This window comes from Bradyrhizobium sp. LMG 9283 (genome assembly GCF_045571415.1).
Classification (GTDB): domain Bacteria; phylum Pseudomonadota; class Alphaproteobacteria; order Rhizobiales; family Xanthobacteraceae; genus Bradyrhizobium.
On sequence record NZ_CP120691.1, the window covers coordinates 6,994,085 to 7,011,617 of the forward strand.

General features: G+C 59.7%; 15 protein-coding genes and 3 pseudogenes. 11 read left to right on the plus strand and 7 right to left on the minus strand.

Annotated features, from left to right (window positions below; genetic code table 11):
* The first annotated feature begins 8 nt into the window (after positions 1-8).
* Positions 9-754, plus strand: a pseudogene (gene istB, locus P6U29_RS32730) (IS21-like element helper ATPase IstB).
* Between the two features lie 197 nt (positions 755-951).
* On the opposite strand, the gene P6U29_RS32735 reads toward istB, so the two are convergent.
* Positions 952-1,767, minus strand: coding sequence for a Crp/Fnr family transcriptional regulator (locus P6U29_RS32735; RefSeq protein ID WP_407114436.1), 816 nt, complete (start codon positions 1,765-1,767; stop codon positions 952-954).
* A 513-nt stretch (positions 1,768-2,280) separates the two neighbouring features.
* A pseudogene (locus P6U29_RS32740) lies at positions 2,281-2,768 on the minus strand (low affinity iron permease family protein).
* A 1,240-nt stretch (positions 2,769-4,008) separates the two neighbouring features.
* Between P6U29_RS32740 and P6U29_RS32745 the strand changes: the two are divergent.
* Together P6U29_RS32745 and P6U29_RS32750 are read left to right on the plus strand one after the other, a co-directional pair.
* Complete coding sequence (locus tag P6U29_RS32745) at positions 4,009-4,464, plus strand: YidB family protein (RefSeq protein ID WP_407114437.1); 456 nt, start codon at positions 4,009-4,011, stop codon at positions 4,462-4,464.
* A 40-nt stretch (positions 4,465-4,504) separates the two neighbouring features.
* Complete coding sequence (locus P6U29_RS32750; protein ID WP_407114438.1) at positions 4,505-4,768, plus strand: GlsB/YeaQ/YmgE family stress response membrane protein; 264 nt, start codon at positions 4,505-4,507, stop codon at positions 4,766-4,768.
* 394 nt (positions 4,769-5,162) lie between these two features.
* Here the strand turns inward: P6U29_RS32750 and P6U29_RS32755 are convergent, their stop codons facing one another.
* Together P6U29_RS32755 and P6U29_RS32760 are read right to left on the minus strand one after the other, a co-directional pair.
* Entirely contained in the window at positions 5,163-6,308 is a 1,146-nt protein-coding gene (locus P6U29_RS32755) for a hypothetical protein (RefSeq protein WP_407114439.1), read from the minus strand.
* 14 nt (positions 6,309-6,322) lie between these two features.
* Positions 6,323-7,111 carry an alpha-amylase family glycosyl hydrolase gene (locus P6U29_RS32760; RefSeq protein ID WP_407114440.1) on the minus strand — a complete coding sequence of 263 codons (789 nt, stop codon included), beginning with the start codon at positions 7,109-7,111 and terminating at the stop codon, positions 6,323-6,325.
* Between the two features lie 133 nt (positions 7,112-7,244).
* Between P6U29_RS32760 and P6U29_RS32765 the strand changes: the two genes are divergently transcribed.
* The 4 genes from P6U29_RS32765 to P6U29_RS32780 all read left to right on the plus strand — a co-directional run bounded on the left by P6U29_RS32765 (position 7,245) and on the right by P6U29_RS32780 (position 10,813).
* Complete coding sequence (locus P6U29_RS32765; RefSeq protein WP_407114441.1) at positions 7,245-7,526, plus strand: hypothetical protein; 282 nt, start codon at positions 7,245-7,247, stop codon at positions 7,524-7,526.
* Between the two features lie 21 nt (positions 7,527-7,547).
* Complete coding sequence (glgX, locus tag P6U29_RS32770; protein WP_407114442.1) at positions 7,548-9,785, plus strand: glycogen debranching protein GlgX; 2,238 nt, start codon at positions 7,548-7,550, stop codon at positions 9,783-9,785.
* A gap of 137 nt (positions 9,786-9,922) precedes the next feature.
* Complete coding sequence (locus P6U29_RS32775) at positions 9,923-10,156, plus strand: DUF3551 domain-containing protein (protein ID WP_407114443.1); 234 nt, start codon at positions 9,923-9,925, stop codon at positions 10,154-10,156.
* A gap of 57 nt (positions 10,157-10,213) precedes the next feature.
* The gene (locus P6U29_RS32780; protein ID WP_407114444.1) at positions 10,214-10,813 is read left to right on the plus strand and encodes a patatin-like phospholipase family protein; all 600 of its coding nucleotides are present in this window, start codon (positions 10,214-10,216) and stop codon (positions 10,811-10,813) included.
* Between the two features lie 22 nt (positions 10,814-10,835).
* Here P6U29_RS32780 and P6U29_RS32785 read toward each other — a convergent pair whose 3' ends face one another.
* Complete coding sequence (locus P6U29_RS32785; protein ID WP_407114445.1) at positions 10,836-11,135, minus strand: hypothetical protein; 300 nt, start codon at positions 11,133-11,135, stop codon at positions 10,836-10,838.
* A gap of 132 nt (positions 11,136-11,267) precedes the next feature.
* Between P6U29_RS32785 and P6U29_RS32790 the strand changes: the two genes are divergently transcribed.
* Positions 11,268-11,474 (plus strand): hypothetical protein, encoded by a 207-nt coding sequence (locus tag P6U29_RS32790; RefSeq protein WP_407114446.1) that lies wholly within the window; start codon positions 11,268-11,270, stop codon positions 11,472-11,474.
* Between the two features lie 414 nt (positions 11,475-11,888).
* On the opposite strand, the gene P6U29_RS32795 is transcribed toward P6U29_RS32790, so the two are convergent.
* Positions 11,889-12,365 (minus strand): DUF3833 family protein, encoded by a 477-nt coding sequence (locus P6U29_RS32795; RefSeq protein WP_407114447.1) that lies wholly within the window; start codon positions 12,363-12,365, stop codon positions 11,889-11,891.
* A 308-nt stretch (positions 12,366-12,673) separates the two neighbouring features.
* Between P6U29_RS32795 and P6U29_RS32800 the strand changes: the two genes are divergently transcribed.
* Positions 12,674-12,895 (plus strand): hypothetical protein, encoded by a 222-nt coding sequence (locus P6U29_RS32800; protein WP_407114448.1) that lies wholly within the window; start codon positions 12,674-12,676, stop codon positions 12,893-12,895.
* A 950-nt stretch (positions 12,896-13,845) separates the two neighbouring features.
* Here P6U29_RS32800 and P6U29_RS32805 read toward each other — a convergent pair.
* Positions 13,846-14,418, minus strand: a complete 573-nt coding sequence (locus P6U29_RS32805; RefSeq protein ID WP_407114449.1) for a hypothetical protein — start codon at positions 14,416-14,418, stop codon at positions 13,846-13,848.
* A gap of 593 nt (positions 14,419-15,011) precedes the next feature.
* On the opposite strand from P6U29_RS32805, the gene P6U29_RS32810 reads away from it, so the two are divergent.
* Together P6U29_RS32810 and P6U29_RS32815 are read left to right on the plus strand one after the other, a co-directional pair.
* Positions 15,012-16,034: a Ku protein gene (locus P6U29_RS32810; protein WP_407114450.1), complete on the plus strand. Its 1,023-nt coding sequence runs from the start codon at positions 15,012-15,014 to the stop codon at positions 16,032-16,034.
* Positions 16,035-16,200: 166 nt separating this feature from the next.
* A pseudogene (locus P6U29_RS32815) lies at positions 16,201-17,332 on the plus strand (DNA topoisomerase IB).
* Positions 17,333-17,533 lie beyond the last annotated feature (201 nt).

Sequence of the window (17,533 nt, forward strand, 5' to 3'; positions counted from 1 at the left end):
ATCACATCTTGCTCACGCATCCGACCCTCGATCAACTCTACGCGCTCGGCCTGCATGGCATGGCCAAGGCCTTCGCCGACATCGAAGCCGGCGGCGAGGCCGCAAGCCTCGGCCACGCCGAATGGCTTGCGCTGCTGCTCGAACGCGAAGCGTCATTACCCGACGCGACAAGCGGCTGTCGAAGCGGCTGCAATACGCCAAGCTGCGCCAGGAGGCCTGCGTCGAAGACATCGACTACCGCACTCCACGCGGCCTCGACCGCAGCCTGCTGACGAAGCTGGTCGAAGGCCGCTGGATCGATGACCACGCTAACCTGCTGATCTGCGGGCCCTCCGGCGTCGGTAAGAGCTGGCTCGCCTCAGCGCTCGGCAACAAGGCCTGCCGTGACAATCGCTCCGTGCTCTACCAGCGCGTCCCGCGGCTGTTCACCGATCTCGCTTTGGCGCGCGGCGACGGCCGCCACTCCCGCCTGCTGCGCGCGCTTGGCCGCGTCGATCTCCTCATCTTCGACGACTGGGGCCTCGAGCCGCTCGACGCCGCCGCCCGCCACGACCTCCTGGAGATCCTCGAGGACCGCTACGGCCGCCGCTCCACCATCGTCACCAGCCAGCTCCCGGTCGATCAATGGCACGCGCTGATCGGCGATCCCACCTACGCCGACGCCGTCCTCGACCGCCTGGTCCATAACGCCCACCGGATCGATCTCAACGGCGAAAGCATGCGGCGAACCCGCAAACCCGACCGAAAGGCTTGAGCCTGTGGCGCTGTGGACATGCCGCTACGCTTGGACAACGCAAGAGCGTTGCCCACATGCCCACAGCAGGAGCAACAGAAAAACCAACCCGTCGAGCCGCGATTCAAGATTGACCACGCGGCTTCGCCGATGCCAGAAACCAGACAGCCAGAACGCCTCGCGCCCCGGGCGACATCAAATCGGAATGGTGGGCGAGATCATCTCGGAATCCTGGGCGAGATCAAATCGGTACACCCGGGCGAGATCATCGGAATCAGCAAGAAAGGAGAGTACTGCAGATGTGACATTTTCGGCGAGCCCATCGCCAGCTCCTCGTCATGCATCCGTTTGATCCTCTGTCGCACAACGTCGTAACACTCACAAGCGACTTTCTCAAGCCGCGTTCGGTGGACCTCCAGCACGCCGCGTCGCTCTGATATGATGCCACCAATTTCTCGAAGTTTGCGCATCGTTACCGTCACGGTCGTTCGCCGAACCCCAAGAAGTTGTGCCAGCGCCTCCTGCGTCAATTGAATTTCGCCGTTCGCGACACGGTCATGAATCTCGAGCAACCATCGAGCCATCCGGCATTCCACCGGATGCACCGCGTTACAGGCGGCCATATTCTGAAGCTGCAACAATTGTGTGCGGAAATGGAGGCGCAGAACTCGCCTAATCGCGGCGCTTTGTTCAAAGGCAAGCTGCAATCGTAAAGCAGGAACCTGCAGCGCAATTCCTGCCGCATAGGCAGTCACGATGACTGGCGACTGCGAGGGACTTAGAATGGAAAGAGCGCCGACCGCTCCTTCCGAGCCCATGAGGATGGACGCGACAATGTGTCCGTCCGACATCTCAACCAGGAACGCTAGGACACCGCTAAGGAGGAAATAGACTTGCTTGAGCTCATCTCCAGTTCGCACCAGTACAGCGTCAGCCCCAAACGACATTTTTCGAAAGTGAGGCTGAAGCAGGTCGAGATCCGCTGGTAGCAAAGCCGCCAAAAGTCTATTCCCGAGGCCAGTCTGGAGCGCCATTGACGTCCCTTAGAGCACGCAGAAACTATCAAAGGCTCAAACCCGCGTTCAGGGGCATGTTCCTGCTAGTGGCCCCTCAATGGGAACAAAGTTAGAGGCGCTGGGGCCGGTGCCGCCAGCTCTAAAGGCGAAGAGGACCGCTAGCTGAACCGGCGAAACGGCGGCGAGGAATGCTTTGCAGCAAAACGTGGCGGTCAGCTTCCTCCAGATGTTGAAAATGCATTGACCGGTCCATCATCTTGCTCTTCTCGCGTAGGCGGAGCGCAAATCGGTCTATCAGCCACCGACGCGTATAAGGGCATTGAACAATCGCACAATGATCTCCTAGAGAACGAGCACTGGCGCGGTGGGCGCGGTCCTAGAATTCGATCGCATCGGTAAGATCGGGGCAGTTAGCTGCGAACGCTCAAACTGAGGCGCTTCACTTCATTTGACCTGCTGACGCTTCGTTGTTGGCCCATCTTTCGTAGGATCTACCGGACCAGCGGCAGCAAACTTCGTGCTTCCGGTCACTTAATCGGCCGATCGTTCGGCGGCGCGCTGAGCTATTCGCACCCAGTAGCCTTGACACTCTCCTCTCCGATTTTTTCAGCTCTTGCGCGCGCTTCGCATTTCGTGCGCAACTCTTCGAGCTTATCGTCGGTCAGGTGCTCAGTGCCTACGAGCGATTTTCCAGCGCTGCCGACGCGAATCAACTCGTGGAGCTTCACCTGCATAGCCGCGCTGACGCGATTCTGCGAATTCTGGACGAGAAAGATCATGAGAAAGGTGACGATTGTGGTGCCTGTATTAATGACAAGCTGCCAAGTGTCCGAGAAGCCGAAGACTGGTCCGGTGACAGCCCAGATGACACGTGACAGCCCAGATGACACGACCGCGGCAGCCAGCACAAAGGTCGCGGCCTGGCCCGCGGCCTAAGCCGTCCGGGTCGCGAGATTGTCCAAGAACTTGGCGGTTTCGCTCTGCTTTTCCTTTACTGGCTTGCTTGCGCTCATGACCATCTCGCCGGATTGAACGGCCCGGAACTCGCAAGGTTCCAAATCTAACAGCTCGGCTAGAATGTGAGCTCCTCAATGCACGTTGTGGATCGCACGCAACTGTCAGGCTTCGGGGTGCGACGTCGTGCCTACCGCCTTCAGCCGACGTGCCAAATACTCGAGCCTTGATCGGCTACCAGCCCAGAAGCGGAATTGCGCATTTGAGAAGACGTCGCCATCTGAGCCAGCTCTACCGCCCTGCGGCCATCTTCTTCTAAGGCGGTACCCAGCATTTCCAGTAGACTAGCTAGGCCACCGAGGCTGCGGGCTATGTTGCGGAGAACGGTCGCCCGTCGCGGAGGCAAGCCCGGTTCGTTCGCTTTGCTTCTGTATCTCTGTGCGAGGTTGCGGCATTCGGCAGCGGTCAACATTCGAGCTCACGTAGTGGTGCGCTTGTACGCGCGTCATCTACACCTCTTGGGCCGATCGGATTTGACCCTAATCAAAATGCAGGCTCTCTGGAGAGTGTGTCGATTCATCCGAGAGCTATTTCTCTTATGGACAGGAACATCTGTGAGCATAGCGTTGTTGATCCGCGACCTATTATAAGACGAGCGTTCAATGAAACGCGGTCGCCGACACAGCGAGATCAGTGCTGCAACTTTCCTGCTGTGCATGTTTGGCGTTTTCGGGATCATGCATTTGGTCGGGAGGCGTTTCCGCAGCGACGCAGCATCTCATGTTTAAAGAGGCGCTTTCAGATCACCTGAGACACGTCGAACGCCAGGTCATGAGCGGCGGTTGGCCGCGTGCGAAGCGCGTATTGTTGAACTCAAGCGAAGTAAACAGACGCGGCGGCGGCTCAAGCAGAGCCTTAGATGATGCGCAAAGATCAGCGCGTTCTTGAACAAGACCGGCAGCGCCTTCTGGGACTTCTCCAGCCGCAGTGAGTGCAAGGCCGGCGAGCGTTCTTTAGAGACGTCGCCACTCCTCAGAGGGCGGCCACTCGTTGAACTTTTCGGGAACGGCTCTTGGCTCTTGCGGCCATCGTTGAGAGCCGGGCATCAAAGCTTCTGGTTGGCCAGGAAGATCCCCTCCCCATGTGTCGCTCCTCTATCGCCCAGTGTTCGTGGAGTATCGTGCCGTCCACTCGCACCAGAGGCAATCGACACAGACCCAAGTTCAACTGACGGACACTTCGATCGTAGGAACAGAAGTGGACAGTCCGAGTTCGAGCTGTCGAACCTTATCAGGGAGTTACACGATGAGCCGCGGAATGCCGTCCATGACTGCGCTTCTTGGGCTGCTCGCTATTGCGGGCTATCAGAATCGAGACAAGCTGGCGGAGTTGCTGAGAGGTCCGGGATCCGGATCTTTAGAGCCGGCCAGTGCCCAACAACCGTTAGGAGGTCTGCTCGGCAATCTCACAGGCATGCTGAGCGGGGCAGGTGTCGGAGGACTACTCCAGGGAGGAATTGGCGAGCTACTGGAGAAATTCAACCAAAACGGTCACGGGGACCAGGCTCGGTCTTGGGTCAGCTCAGGGCCGAACAAGGACATCTCGCCCCCACAGCTGCGGGAAGCAATCGGCCCTGACGTGTTGGACAAACTGGAGAAGGAGACCGGGCTTTCTCAGGAGGAGATTCTCGCAAGGTTATCGCGCGAGCTTCCCCAGGCGATCGACAAGTACACACCCGAGGGGCGTTTACCCACCTCATAGCCTTCAAACTGCGCTGTTGTTTATTCAGGAGGAGCGGAGAATGAGCATTATTTGGACCATCATCATCGGCTTTCTCGCGGGGGTGATCGCAAAATTCATCATGCCAGGTGACAACGAACCCTCCGGGTTCATCCTGACGACCATCCTCGGGATCGTCGGGGCCATCGTTGCCACTTATCTTGGCCAAGCCCTTGGCTGGTACCGTCCGGGAGAGGGTGCCGGACTCATCGGTGCGGTGGTCGGCGCTATCATCGTGCTCTTTGTGTATGGCCTCTTCGTCGGACGACAACGGCGCTCGATTTGAAGAGCAGAAGATCGGGCTTTGTCCCGCAGGCGAAGCACTGCCTGGTCAAGTTCAAGCAAAGGGGGCAGTGGCCCAGTTCTGCCCGAACTTGGGCCTTTCAATTTTCAGGGCTGCAATCAGAGCAAGCGCGCCCGCTCACGCGCGCCAGCCCCATTGAGAGCGATGCCCCGCCTGCGCCACCAAGCTACTCGACGTCACGACGCACGATGGATCGGCGTTGGATTGCGGATGCCACCTGGAATCAGGACGGCTTTGCGCCCCTTCTCGCGGCAGCAGCGCCTTGACTTCTTCCGCAATCCGCCTCCTCGCTCAAATAGGAGATGACGATGTCCGCGCCTCCTGCCATAGGCGATCGCCACTTCGCCGCCGATGCCGCTGTCGTCCCCGGTGATGATCACCTTCTTTCCGGCGAGACGGCAGTAATTTGCCACCTCAACGGAAAGACACCGCAAGCGCTCCTTGCCGGCCTGTCACGCCTGCTGCCCCAGCCGCACGGTAATGTCGCCCGGCAATAGTCCCTCTGTGCCAGCTGGGTGCAATCGCCATAGGGTTTCGCCCTCGACGCCCGCCGGCATGGGGAGTTCCCAATCGGCGAAATTGGCCACGATCTGCAAGCATCTCCATCCTCGGTCTGCCAGCGGACATCCAGGCCGCCCAAGCGAGCACCCTCGCCCAGCAACTTTCGTTGAGACGAAACGAAACCCCGCTTGATTAGCGGCACGATTTTTTCGCGACGAATCCTCAAGAGTTGGACTGTCAGCACTCGAAACTCGGTGCTGGCCGGAGACCGATCAATCCGCGTCCAGTCAAGCTTCGATGCCTGGAAGGTTTTCTCGTCACAGGGATCAGGTATCCGGGCGCGCATCTCTGGTGTCGAGAAAGCCTTGAAATGGGCAAACTCCTTACGCCGTCCCTCGCGTGTCAGTTCGGCAGCCTCCCCGCTCCAGTCCGCGAAGAACAGGAACGGTGTGTCCGCCGCCGCTTCTTCGCCCATGAACAGCAAAGGAATATGCGGACTCAGCAGCACGAGCGCCAATGTTTGGGAGAGCTTCTCCGGACTGACCAGTTCGGACAGCCGTTCCCCGAAAGCACGGTTGCCGATCTGATCATGGTTCTGGGCGAAGACGATGGTGGCCTCCGGCGGCAGATGAGCGCTCGGCTCGCCGCGCGGCTTGCCGTGGAGCGGAAAGACTTCGCCCTGATAGGCAAAGCCTTCTGTCAAGGATCGCGCGAGATGTTCGAGCGGCTTGTCTGCGAAGGCGCGATAATAGCCTTCATTCTCGCCCGTGAGCAGAACGTGGAGCGCGTTGTGAAAGTCGTCACCCCATTGCGCATCGTAGTATTTCGCGCGGCCCTGTGAGCGCTCGAGCAGATGCGCCTCATAGGCCTCGTTCTCCAGCATCAGATGCAGGTGCCGGTCAGAAAGCTCGTTGCGAACGGTCTCGGCAAGCTCGATTAGGAAGTGCCGCTCGGAATCATCCTTCAAGGCGTGGACCGCGTCGAAACGCAAGCCGTCGAAGCCATAGTCGCGCAGCCACATCAGGGCGTTCTCGATCAGGAACTCGCGTACGAATGCCCGTCGTGTCCCTCGAGGTTGACGGCAGGTCCCCAGCCGGTGGTATGGCGTTCGGTGAAGAAGCTTTCCGCGTAGCTGTGCAGATAGTTCAGCTGCGGTCCGAAATGATTATAGACGACATCGAGATAGACCATGATGGCGAGGTCATGCGCGGCACGCAGGAGCCGTTTGAGATCCTCCGGTCTCCCGTAGCGGGCGTTTGGCGCATTCAGAAGCACGCCGTCATAGCCCCAATTATGCCGGCCGGGGAGGTCATTGAGCAGCATCAGTTCGATCGCGGTGATGCCCAACTCGCGCAGATAGGGCAGCTCCCTCTCGACACCCGCATAAGTGCCCTCCTCGCTGAACGTGCCAACGTGCAGCTTGTAGATCACCGCTTCCGCCCACGGACGGCCGGGATCGAGCACCGAGTCGCGGAGTGTTGCCATGTCGACCACCTCGCTCGGCGCGCCGACGTCGTCGGGCTGGAAGAACGAGGCGGGATCAGGAACGATGAGATCTTCGTTGATCCTGAACTGATAGCGCGTGCCGGCTCGCGCCGTCCGGCTCAGCAACTGATACCAACCATCATCATCGCGCGGCATGCTGCGGGGCGGCTGGTCGAGCTCGAGCAGCTCGACCGATCGGGCCGTGGGCGCCCACAGGTTGAGCGAGACACCATGATCAACGATCTGAGGACCGTGGCACCGACTTTGTGTGGCCGTTCCCAGTTTTTGGCTCAAACCCGTCCCTTTCGCCCACATTCCCAGCGTCTCGGCGTGCTTCAAGATGCTTTTGCCGGGACGACAAAGCGGAGCTGTGCGCGTTCGTTCCTCCTGGGTGCGGAGCCGGCCATTTGCAGCACGAGGAGGAACGGAATCAGACGCGCGACTGTTACCGTCGTAGACAGGAGCTGTCGCCATGCGCCGCCCGAAATCGCAACCGATCCGTAACAAACTCGACCTGACCGACCGCGCCCAGGTGCGCCTCGTCAAAAAGCGTCTCAGACTATCCGACGCGGAGCTGACCAGTATCGTCGGGCGGATCGGCAACTCGATTTCGGCTATCAGCAAAGAGGCCGCGCTGCAAAGAGCATCCGCGCTGCCCAAGCCGGCCAAGGTGCCTCCCGCCCCGGTAATCGCCTCGGCGGCCGCCACCGAGCCGCCGACGACCGAGGTCGGGGCGACCGCGCCGACATTCTGACGGGCTAGTTCGGGGGCGAAAATGGATCAACCAGGACATTCAGACCACGCCCTGACACGGGCGGCCTCAAGCCTGCGCCGCTCCCGGATCACCGAGGGCAAGCCGTTTCCGCTAGGCGCCACTTGGGATGGGTTAGGCGTCAACTTCGCACTGTTTTCGGCCCATGCCACCAAAGTTGAGCTCTGCCTGTTCGACGACACCGGCGAGACCGAGCTGGAGCGGATCGAACTCCCCGAATATACCGACGAAGTCTGGCACGGCTATCTGCCCTCTGCCCGTCCGGGGACCGTCTACGGCTACCGCGTCCATGGTCCGTACGAACCCGACGCGGGACACCGGTTCAATCCCACCAAGCTCGTGCTTGATCCCTATGCCAAGCAGCTGGTCGGGCATCTGCACTGGGGGCCAGAGCTGTTCGGTTACCAGCTCGACCATGCCGACAAGGACCTCTCCTTCGACGGCCGCGACAGTGCGCCTTTGATGCAGAAGTGCCGTGTCATCGATCCGGCCTTCACCTGGGGCGTGGCGCGCAAGCCGGAAGTGCCGTGGGAGCGAACGATCATCTACGAAATGCACGTCAAGGGGTTTACCCAGTTGCATCCGCTCGTTCCGGAAGCAGACCGGGGCACGTTCTCGGGCCTCGCGCATTCGGAGGTTCCCGCTTATCTGCGCTCTCTCGGCATTACCACTGCGGAGCTATTGCCGATCCATGCTTTCGTCGACGACAGCTATCTGGTCGAGAAAGGCCGGCGCAACTACTGGGGCTACAATTCCATCGCGTTCTTTGCACCGGAGCCGCGCTACCTGAAGACGCCGTTTGCAAACGAGTTCAAGACCATGGTCAACCAGTTCCATGCCCATGGCATCGAGATCATTCTCGACGTCGTCTACAATCACACCGCGGAAGGAAACGAACTCGGCCCAACCCTATCATTCAGAGGCATCGACAACGCCAGCTATTACCGCCTGCTGCCGGACAAACAGCGCTACTACATCAACGATACCGGCACCGGTAACACGGTGAACCTCTCGCATCAGCGCGTGCTCCAGCTGGTCGCCGACTCCTTGCGCTATTGGGCCACTGAGATGCGAGTCGACGGCTTTCGTTTCGACCTCGCAACCATCCTGGCGCGAGAGCCTTACGGCTTCGACGAAGGCGGCGGCTTTCTCGATGCCTGCCGCCAGGATCCCGTGCTCTCCAGCGTCAAGCTGATCGCCGAGCCCTGGGACATCGGCCCGGGCGGCTATCAGGTCGGCCAGTTTCCGCCGGGATGGGCGGAGTGGAACGACAAGTTCAGGGATACCGTGCGCGCCTTCTGGAAGGGCGATCCCGGCAAGATAGCCGACTTTGCCAAACGCATTTCGGGGTCGGGTGATCTTTTCAATAAGCGCGGCCGCCGGCCGTGGGCCAGCGTCAACTTCGTCACTGCGCATGATGGCTTCAATCTGAATGATCTCGTCTCGTACAACGACAAGCACAACGAGGCGAATGGCGAGGACAATCGCGACGGTCACAGCAACAACCATTCTTGGAATTGCGGCGTCGAGGGTCCGACCGACGATCCCGAGATCACGGCCTTGCGCGAGCGCCAGAAACGGAATCTGCTCGCGACGATGCTGCTCTCCCATGGCACACCCATGCTGCTGGCCGGCGACGAGTTCGGGCACACCCAGAAGGGGAACAACAACGCATATGCCCAGGATAATGAAACGACCTGGCTCGATTGGATGCGCATCACCGCGAACGGCCGCAACCTGCGCGAATCTGCGCGAAAGCTGATCGCGACACGCAAAGCATTCCCCATTCTGTACCGCAGTCGCTTCCTGGTTGGCTCGCACAATGAGGAGCTCGACGTCAAGGACGTGACCTGGCTTTCACCATCCGGCGAGGAGATGACTACGGAGCAATGGCAGGACGGCAATGCCAAGTGCTTCGGGATGCTGCTCGACGGACGCGCGCAGGAGACCGGAATCAAGCGCCGCGGCTCTGATGCGACCATGCTGCTGGTTTACAATGCGCACCATGACGTCGTGACCTTCACCTTGCCGGCGGTGGCCGACGGCCTTAGTTGGTTGGGCCTGATCGACACCAACCAGCCGGACGCGCGGATGGTCGAGTTTGAGTTCGAGCATGCCTACGCGGTGACCGGGCGATCCCTGTTGGTGTTTGGGCTTGCCAACGATAACATCGCGACGCGCCGCCTGCGGCAGGGTCTTGGCGCACTGTTGGATATCGCAGACACACCTCTGTCTGGCTAGATAGACCAGTCTCGACACGGCCACCTCGCCCGGATCGCCGAGAGCAGACGCCCCTTGCCAAGGAACTCAAATGCGGATTGAGGAGCATTTGGAACGCCGCTTCAAAGCCGGCGCTCAATGTCGAAATGGAGATTCGGATGAGGCATCGTTTACTCATAGCTGCCGCCGCCGCTGCGCTCGTGGCGAGCTTCGGCGCTTCGACGGACGCCGTCGCACAGGATCGCTATTGCCTTCAGGGCCGTATTTGGGGCTATCCCGGCAATTGCCAATTTGCGAGTTATGCTCAGTGCATGGCGAGCGCATCTGGAACGAACGCCTATTGCGGGGTCAATCCGCGTTATTATGCGCGGCGTTATAGAGGGTACCGGTAGGCTGGCTTTGAAGCTGTGGCTGTCCTAGCTGAACATTCCACTAAGCCGAGCCGCATCATGACTCCCGAGCGATGCCTTACCGCCGTTGTCCTCTCCGGCGGTCTGGGCCTTGGTGCCCATCATGGCGGAGTCTTCGAAGCCTTGTCCGGTCTCGCGCTGCCGATCGACTGGGTGAGCGGTTCATCGGCGGGCGCGATCACGGCCGCACTGATCGCGGGAAGCCCAAGTGCCGATCGACTGCGGAATTTGCGCAGCTACTGGCAGGCAGGCGTCCCCTCCGCAAACACGAACGAAAGTCGCCATCTTTTCGCGTGGCTGAGCTCGATCAATACGCGCCTGTTCGGGCATAGCGGGTTCTTCCAGCCCCGGCTGCCCATTCCGGCATCTCACTTCAGCGGCCTGTATGATCTCAGCCCTACGCGAGAACGCCTTCGCCAGCTGATCGATTTCAGCCGTCTGAATGATGGTGATCCTCGCATCACGATCTGCGCCACGGACCTCGAAAACGGCGACGCCGTGATGTTCGACTCTGCGTCGGATCGGATCGAAATCGATCATATTCTGGCGAGTTGCGGATTCATCCCTGAATTCGCTCCCAAGCAGATCGCCGGGCGGTGGCTTTGGCGATGGCGGGTTCTCGCTGAACGCGCCATTTGATCCGATTCTCGAGACTCCTGCCTCACTCCGGCTCTACGTCGTCGATCTCTTTGCGCGTGACGGTCAGATGCTTGACGGATTCGAGGCTGCGGCCGAGCGCAAAAGCGATCTGACCTACGGCAACCAAACCTTCCAGCGCCTTGGCCACGCCTCGGAAGCGCGCCAGCTTCGCGGCGAGCTTCAGAGCCTGGATCGCAACGACCGGGTTTATCTCTTGAGCTACAGGCCGGGCCGCGAAGAAGCCGGTCCCGAAAACTCCTTCGATTTGTCGGAAGCTGCCATGGCGCAACGATGGCGCGCCGGGTTTCTGGACATGCAGCATGCCGCAAGCCGGGCTCCCGTCCGGAATGGGATCTGCAGCGTGCGGCGATAGCAACGTTCCTGTACAGCCAGCAAGGGACCCCCCTTCTAGGTCTCTCAGTCTAGGCGTTGGTGGACATCCCGAAGAAACCGCATGAGATCATCATCAGCAGCAATGGCACCCGTCGATGGCAATGGTCGTGATGCCCCAGTTGCCAATATGGTTTCGAACAAAATTCACCAAAAAGATGGTAACTTCTTCAGGGATCCTGGCACCCGAGCTGTGCAACCGATGCCCGCGCTGCACATTGCGACCCGCATAGCCGTTGCAGGTAGTAAGCTGCTCGATCAGAATGACTGAAACATATTTCGCGTTTACTTCGATACGATCAGCCGGGCGCGAAAACTGTTTGCTCGTATATCGCAATGGCAAACGGGAATTGCTCGTTCTAAGCACAGGAGGCTTACTCTGCAAACAATTGGCGAGCAGAAAAAGAAAATAAAGCGACGAAATTAGGTCAACCGTTCAGAAGGATATTACGTCCGTAGCCTAGAGGTCACCGAGAAGGAATGATTTAGTTTGAGCGCATCGGCCAGCGGAGTTGCTCCACGAGCAATTCTACAGTGTCGCCAGGACTACGCCGCCGTTGCAGCCGTACCCGGCGTTCCATACCCGGAAACGTCCGCCGTCAGTTGCCGATGCCTGCGCTCGCGATTCGATCTTCCCTGAGCCCCTCACTGCTCTCGCCTGTGGCAGTGGCGGACGCAAGCGAAGCTAAAGCTTACGGTAAGTGACGTGCGCCGTCGCAAACGGGATGCCAGCACGGCCAGCACGGCCGCGGACCATGCAAGCTCGTTCATCGATTGCATAAAACCAATGGTCGAAATTCAGCTTGAACGATTTACCGGCCCCTTGCGGTGTATCGCGCGTGTATTTCCAATGGAATGCACAACCGGCTTGCTCCCCAATGGCCTCACCTTCCAGTCGGTTTTCCAAGCCGGTGTACTTGCCTTCCTCACCCTTTCGGATCGTCCAATGCAGAGTGTCGCTATAGCCATCGTCAAACGTATATGACTCGACGAACAGCACTGTATCAGTGTCCGCATCTAGTTCGCCGTGACCAGCAATCGTTGCCCGCTTCAGTAGTCCACCAACTAGACTTTCGAGCACTGCCCAACCTTCTAGCCGCCCGATGAAAAAACGTTCAGGAAGAAACAGCGGCGTTGTTCCTCTAAAAGCATCGATCGCCATTGGTAAACCCTTCGAAATGCATCTAGTACACTAAATCTCCTTTCTCCCGCTGGTTCCTACTTGGCTCTCCGGCACGTGCTCCGCTCGGAGCGCTCAACCATCCACAGCCCGCCTTTGCATTTACACGATCGGAATTTAATACCGCTCGGCGATCGGTTCACTGTTGATGCAGGGTTTATCGCAGGCATTACCAGCCTGCTTTGGGGTAGCCAGGCGTTGCGTTGACCTCTTCTTGTCTTGAAACTTCGCGATTTCGGGCGGATACTTGGATCAAGTCCTTAGCGATCATCATTCCGAGGAAGACGATCATGGCGATCCAGATCGTGATGGACAGCACCGGTGACAGCCGTCACTTTTTCAGTCCAGACGACGCACGAGAGCTCGCGAAAGCGGAGCGGCGGTTTTACGAACTGACCGATGCCGGTTTCACCGCGGCGGTCCGCACGGGTCCGGGTCAAGTTTTGCAAATGCGATCGTTTGACCCGAACGCGGAAGAAACCGTCTTCTTCCCTAGGCTGGTCGGCGGGTGATCGGCCCGCGCCATGTTGGGCTTCAGGTCATCTCGTCGACATGAACGCCGGCGGGCGAGAGCCATTCGGGCTCTCTTCATCAGACACGGCGCCGAGAGAACTCCGGAGGAGCGCTCGTTGCAGCTCTTGCGGACGTGGCTATCGTCGGCCCAGCGTGCACAGTTTGCGAGGAAGGGCTATTTCGAGGTCATCGGTGGCGACACTGGCAGGCAATATCGGATCTACGCGGGCGCGTCGATGAACGTCTGCGAGATCGACGAAGAGGGCCGCCCTACGCGCGGCCTGTGTTTCATGCCGTGTGGTAATCTGCCGGTCGGAGATGTTATGCTTTCCCAAAAGATCGCGTTGGAATGTTGCGAGAATGGCGCGCTGGAGGTAGCCAGAAGGTTCGTACCGACCGGTTCCATGTTTCGGCGAAGCCGGCTCCTTGGCTGAGCCACACTGGTCCTTAATTGGACAAAGGCGAAAGTTGTGCCGTATCAGAGATCCAGGGCGTGCCGAATCGATCGGGACACCTGTCCGCAAACCCGCCATCACGACAGCAACTAAGCTGAAAATTCGAAACTACGTCGACCTCGGTGTTAATTTCTAACTGCCGTCTCCTTCGAGAAGCTCCGACGTGGCCCCGATGGGAAGCATGAGATGCACGTTGGGTACGACGCCAGTTAGGTCGAACAGGATCTCGTCCGAGCGTCGAACTGGCCGTGGGCGCGAGATAGAATGCGCAGTCCGACTTCGCTTTTCGGCGGAGGTAGACCAGCAGCCCTTCTCCCGTTCGCTGGACCGAATGATCAGTCCCTCCCATTGGCGAAGCCAAACCAGGCGAATGGGGGCGCGACAACGCAGATCGCCGCCATTGGAAAGAACGCCGCCCCGGTGGCAAGATAGCCGCGCCACGCACGCCAAACGTATCGAGGAGCGCTGGACCGGCCAGCATGAACACCAACACTTCAAACCACCGCTTCGATCACAGGAAGCCAATTGCCGAGGTGCCGATGTCCGCATCGCTCCACCTGATCACTGCAAATGCATCGTGCCCGGCATGGCTGCCATAGATCAAAGCTGATGCGATGATCATGATGCGAAACTGCGATACGCTGATCAGGGCTTTCATCTCTGACACAACAAAGGACGGCGACCTCTTCGATCGGGCTTGCCCAGATAGCAATGCAGTGGCGCCAGCGGCGGCGATTCAGGAAGGCAGCGTTCATCCTGATAACCGGCCTGAGATCGGCTGGACTTACGAGTTGTCCGGCGATCAGTGTTCCCAGAGCGAAAGCCGCGGAGGCAGCCCCGTATCCACCCGTACTCAAATGGCTGTCCGCGAACCGAGGCCGCGCTTTATTGACCGATAACGCGTCGGCGATCGAGGTGGTGGGGGCGAGAGCGGCAGCCTGAACCAACGCGACAACAAGCAACCACCAGAATTTATCGGCCCAAAGCAATGCGACGGCTGCTGCGGCCGCCACGGCAGCACAGCCCGCGAGCACGAGGCGCAATGACCCGAGCCGATCCGCCAGCATAGCAACCACCGGTCCGAGACCACCGGTCCGAAAACGAGCCGCGTCAGCATTGCGGCAGCGAGGATCAGACCGATCTGCTGAGACGCCAGAGCTCGCGTTTTGGAAAATTTGGCCAGAATGGAGATGCGGCGCCGAACGCCGCGTACAGGACTATATAGGCGATTGGTGCGGGAATGCGCACAGGGTCCTTCTCGGTTGCTTTATAGCCTGCATGACGTGCGAACGCTGGTGCCAAGGCGCAAGTCAGATCGGAGCACTGGCTCCGAAAGCTAAGTTGGCCGCACAGACCACTCGGATCAAGTCGATCCGCACGCGCTGTTCGTGAACTGTCGCTTCCGTCTCTGTTGTGCCAGCACTCCCCCGAACCAGTACTGTAGGTCAGTCATGCCGACCAATGCTATTTCGGTCTCCGCTCCGCGAGTGAGGAGGAAAGGACCAGCTTGAGCCGCTGATCAGGGGGATTTCGAGCGATGCCGTCCCGGTGACACGCTGGACGATTCCAAGCGCTTGAAACTCCCGTCCATTCCGGCCGTTAATTCCGCGGCCTTGCCTACCGGCTTGGCGTTTGTACCCCTGTTGCGTTGGAGTTTCCGGTGCCGGCCTCCCGCCCCTATTGGAAGGGCTACCTGAAGCTGTCCTTCGTCTCATGTCCTATCGCGCTCTTTCCCGCAATCTCGGCGGCCGAGCGTATTTCCTTTCGGCAGGTCAACCGCCGAACCGGCCATCGCCTCAAACACAGACTGATCGATACTGTCACGGGCCAAACCGTTGATGCAGCAGACAAGGCGCGGGGGTATGAGGTCGGTGAGAATGATTTTCTGCTGGTCGAGGACCGAGACCTCGAGCGGGCGAGACGCGTGCGCCAAGGGCTTGGGGAGGCGGAGCTTGCCCCGCCACCCCACCGAATAAGCCCGCCAACCGTTCCCGCCGACCTTGGCGACAAGGCCGACGAAGGCGCCTACGATTACGATGATGAAGTCGAGGAACAGGAGGCAACCGTCCCTTTCCCGCGGCCGCAGAATACGCGCACGATCCAGATCGAACGCTTCCTTCCCGCCGGGCAGATCGATGCGCGACATTTTGAGAAGCCGTATTACATCGTGCCGCGCGAGGAGATCGGTCAAGAATCGTTTGCGGTGATTCGAGATGCAATGAGCCGGGAGGGGGTTGTCGGACTTGCGCGCGTGGTGCTGTCCTCGCGCGAGCGGCCGGTTCTGCTCGAGCCGACAGGTCGCGGCCTTCTCGGCGTGACGCTGCGCTTCGCGCAGGACCTCCGAAATGAGGCGGACTATTTCAGCGAGATTCCGGAAATGAAGCTGCCGTCCGAAATGATGAAGCTCGCGCAGCACATCATCCGGACGAGGTTGGCCGATTTCGATCCTGCTATGTTGGAGGATCACTACCGCAGAGCGCTCGTGCACATCCTGCGCAGGAAGCAGGCGAAACGCCCAGTGCAGCCGCCACCGAGCAAGCCATCACGCGAGAACGTCGTCAACCTCATGGACGCGCTCCGGCGAAGCGTTGCCGCCGAGCGTCCTGCCGAGCCTGCGGGCCGGCGCGGCACGGGGAAACGGCCCCCTGCAAAGCGCGGCGCGCGCCACCACAAAGCCGGATGACCCGACGCACGCCGTTGCTTCGTCCGCGCCGACCATCGCTATTGCTAACATTAACTTCCTTTAGGCTTGAGATCAGACAGCTCAGGCCATTATGCCTCCATCAAAACTATGGAACCGCCGTTCATCGCAACAGTTCATTTGACGCACGAAAGGAGCTGGTGTGTTGCTGGTCGAGCCACCTGATAGCCCGGAGCCGATCGTCGACCCGCGGGATGCCGCCGAATCTGCGGGCCTCAGATATGTTTCCGACGAACGACCGGGTATTCGGCGCAAGAAGGTGGGGACCGGCTTCAGCTACCTTCGTCCCGATGGCTCAAGGCTCATCGAGCCCGACGCGCTGAAGCGGATCCGGGCACTGGCGATTCCGCCCCTGGACTGACGTGTGGATTTGCCCGTTTCCGAGTGGCCACATCCAAGCAACCGGTCGTGACGCAAGGGGACGCAAGCAATATCGCTACCATGCGCGCTTTCGTGAGGTGCGGGAGAGCACGAAATACGAGCATGTGGTTGCGTTTGCCGACGCGCTGCCTTCCATCCGAAAAACCGTTCGCGAGCACATGGCATTGCGCGGCCTGCCGCGGGAAAAAGTTCTGGCAACGGTCGTGCATCTCCTGGAGTCCACGCTGATCCGCGTAGGGAACGATGATTACGCCCGGCAGAACAACAGCTATGGCCTGACCACGCTGAGGAATCGGCACGTCGCGGTCGACAAAAACGAGGTGCGTTTCCGCTTCACAGGCAAGAGCGGCAAGCAGTGGTCATTGCGTGTACGAGACCGACGCGTCGCTAAGATCATCAGGGCCTGTCAGGAGTTACCCGGGCAGGAGCTGCTTCAGTACATCGACGAACAAGGCAATTGCCGGGATGTCACGTCAACCGACGTGAATAAGTACCTCAATGAAATCACAGGGAAGGACATCACAGCCAAAGATTTCCGAACCTGGGCCGGGACGGTGCTGGCGGCCATGGCGCTGAGTGAACTTGAGAGCTTTGACAGCGCCGCGCAGGCGAAGCGCAATCTTCGCAGTGCGATCGAAAAAGTCTTCGCACGGCTCGGCAACACGCCCACGATCTGCAGGAAGTGCTACATCCACCCGGAGGTGCTGAACTGCTACTTGGACGGCAACCTGGTCTTCCAGGTCAAGTCACAAGCCGAGACCGAGCTTCGGAATGGGGTGGAAAATCTCAAGCCCGAGGAAGCCGCCGTGCTCGCATTGCTGCGCGGCCGGCTCGCCAAAGAGGCGGGCAGCGCCGGTGCCCAAGCGTTTTCAGGCAAACGCCGAGTGCCCGCTCCCTGACGGCCAGTTTGTCCAAACCTGTAAGGGCACAATTGGCGGTCCTTCGATTGACCTTGCTGCTAACGATGAACACCGGCTCGGTCAGCTTCAGGAACAAAGCCCGGTCGCCTCGATTGCCGCTCCATGAAGTGGCTCCTAGGCATCGTTGCGGTCCTCGTGCTCTGCCTTGTGGTGTATGCCGGATCGGCTTTCGTTTCCGCG

Coding starts and splice junctions, on each gene's coding strand:
- P6U29_RS32765 (WP_407114441.1), top strand. CDS start 7,245: ATGCGCCGCCCGAAATCGCAACCGATCCGTAACAAACTCGACCTGACC.
- P6U29_RS32745 (WP_407114437.1), top strand. CDS start 4,009: ATGAGCCGCGGAATGCCGTCCATGACTGCGCTTCTTGGGCTGCTCGCT.
- glgX (WP_407114442.1), top strand. CDS start 7,548: ATGGATCAACCAGGACATTCAGACCACGCCCTGACACGGGCGGCCTCA.
- P6U29_RS32795 (WP_407114447.1), bottom strand. CDS start 12,365: ATGGCGATCGATGCTTTTAGAGGAACAACGCCGCTGTTTCTTCCTGAA.
- P6U29_RS32750 (WP_407114438.1), top strand. CDS start 4,505: ATGAGCATTATTTGGACCATCATCATCGGCTTTCTCGCGGGGGTGATC.
- P6U29_RS32805 (WP_407114449.1), bottom strand. CDS start 14,418: ATGCTGGCGGATCGGCTCGGGTCATTGCGCCTCGTGCTCGCGGGCTGT.
- P6U29_RS32755 (WP_407114439.1), bottom strand. CDS start 6,308: ATGTGGCTGCGCGACTATGGCTTCGACGGCTTGCGTTTCGACGCGGTC.
- P6U29_RS32800 (WP_407114448.1), top strand. CDS start 12,674: ATGGCGATCCAGATCGTGATGGACAGCACCGGTGACAGCCGTCACTTT.
- P6U29_RS32790 (WP_407114446.1), top strand. CDS start 11,268: ATGAGATCATCATCAGCAGCAATGGCACCCGTCGATGGCAATGGTCGT.
- P6U29_RS32780 (WP_407114444.1), top strand. CDS start 10,214: ATGACTCCCGAGCGATGCCTTACCGCCGTTGTCCTCTCCGGCGGTCTG.
- P6U29_RS32735 (WP_407114436.1), bottom strand. CDS start 1,767: ATGGCGCTCCAGACTGGCCTCGGGAATAGACTTTTGGCGGCTTTGCTA.
- P6U29_RS32785 (WP_407114445.1), bottom strand. CDS start 11,135: ATGCTGCATGTCCAGAAACCCGGCGCGCCATCGTTGCGCCATGGCAGC.
- P6U29_RS32775 (WP_407114443.1), top strand. CDS start 9,923: ATGAGGCATCGTTTACTCATAGCTGCCGCCGCCGCTGCGCTCGTGGCG.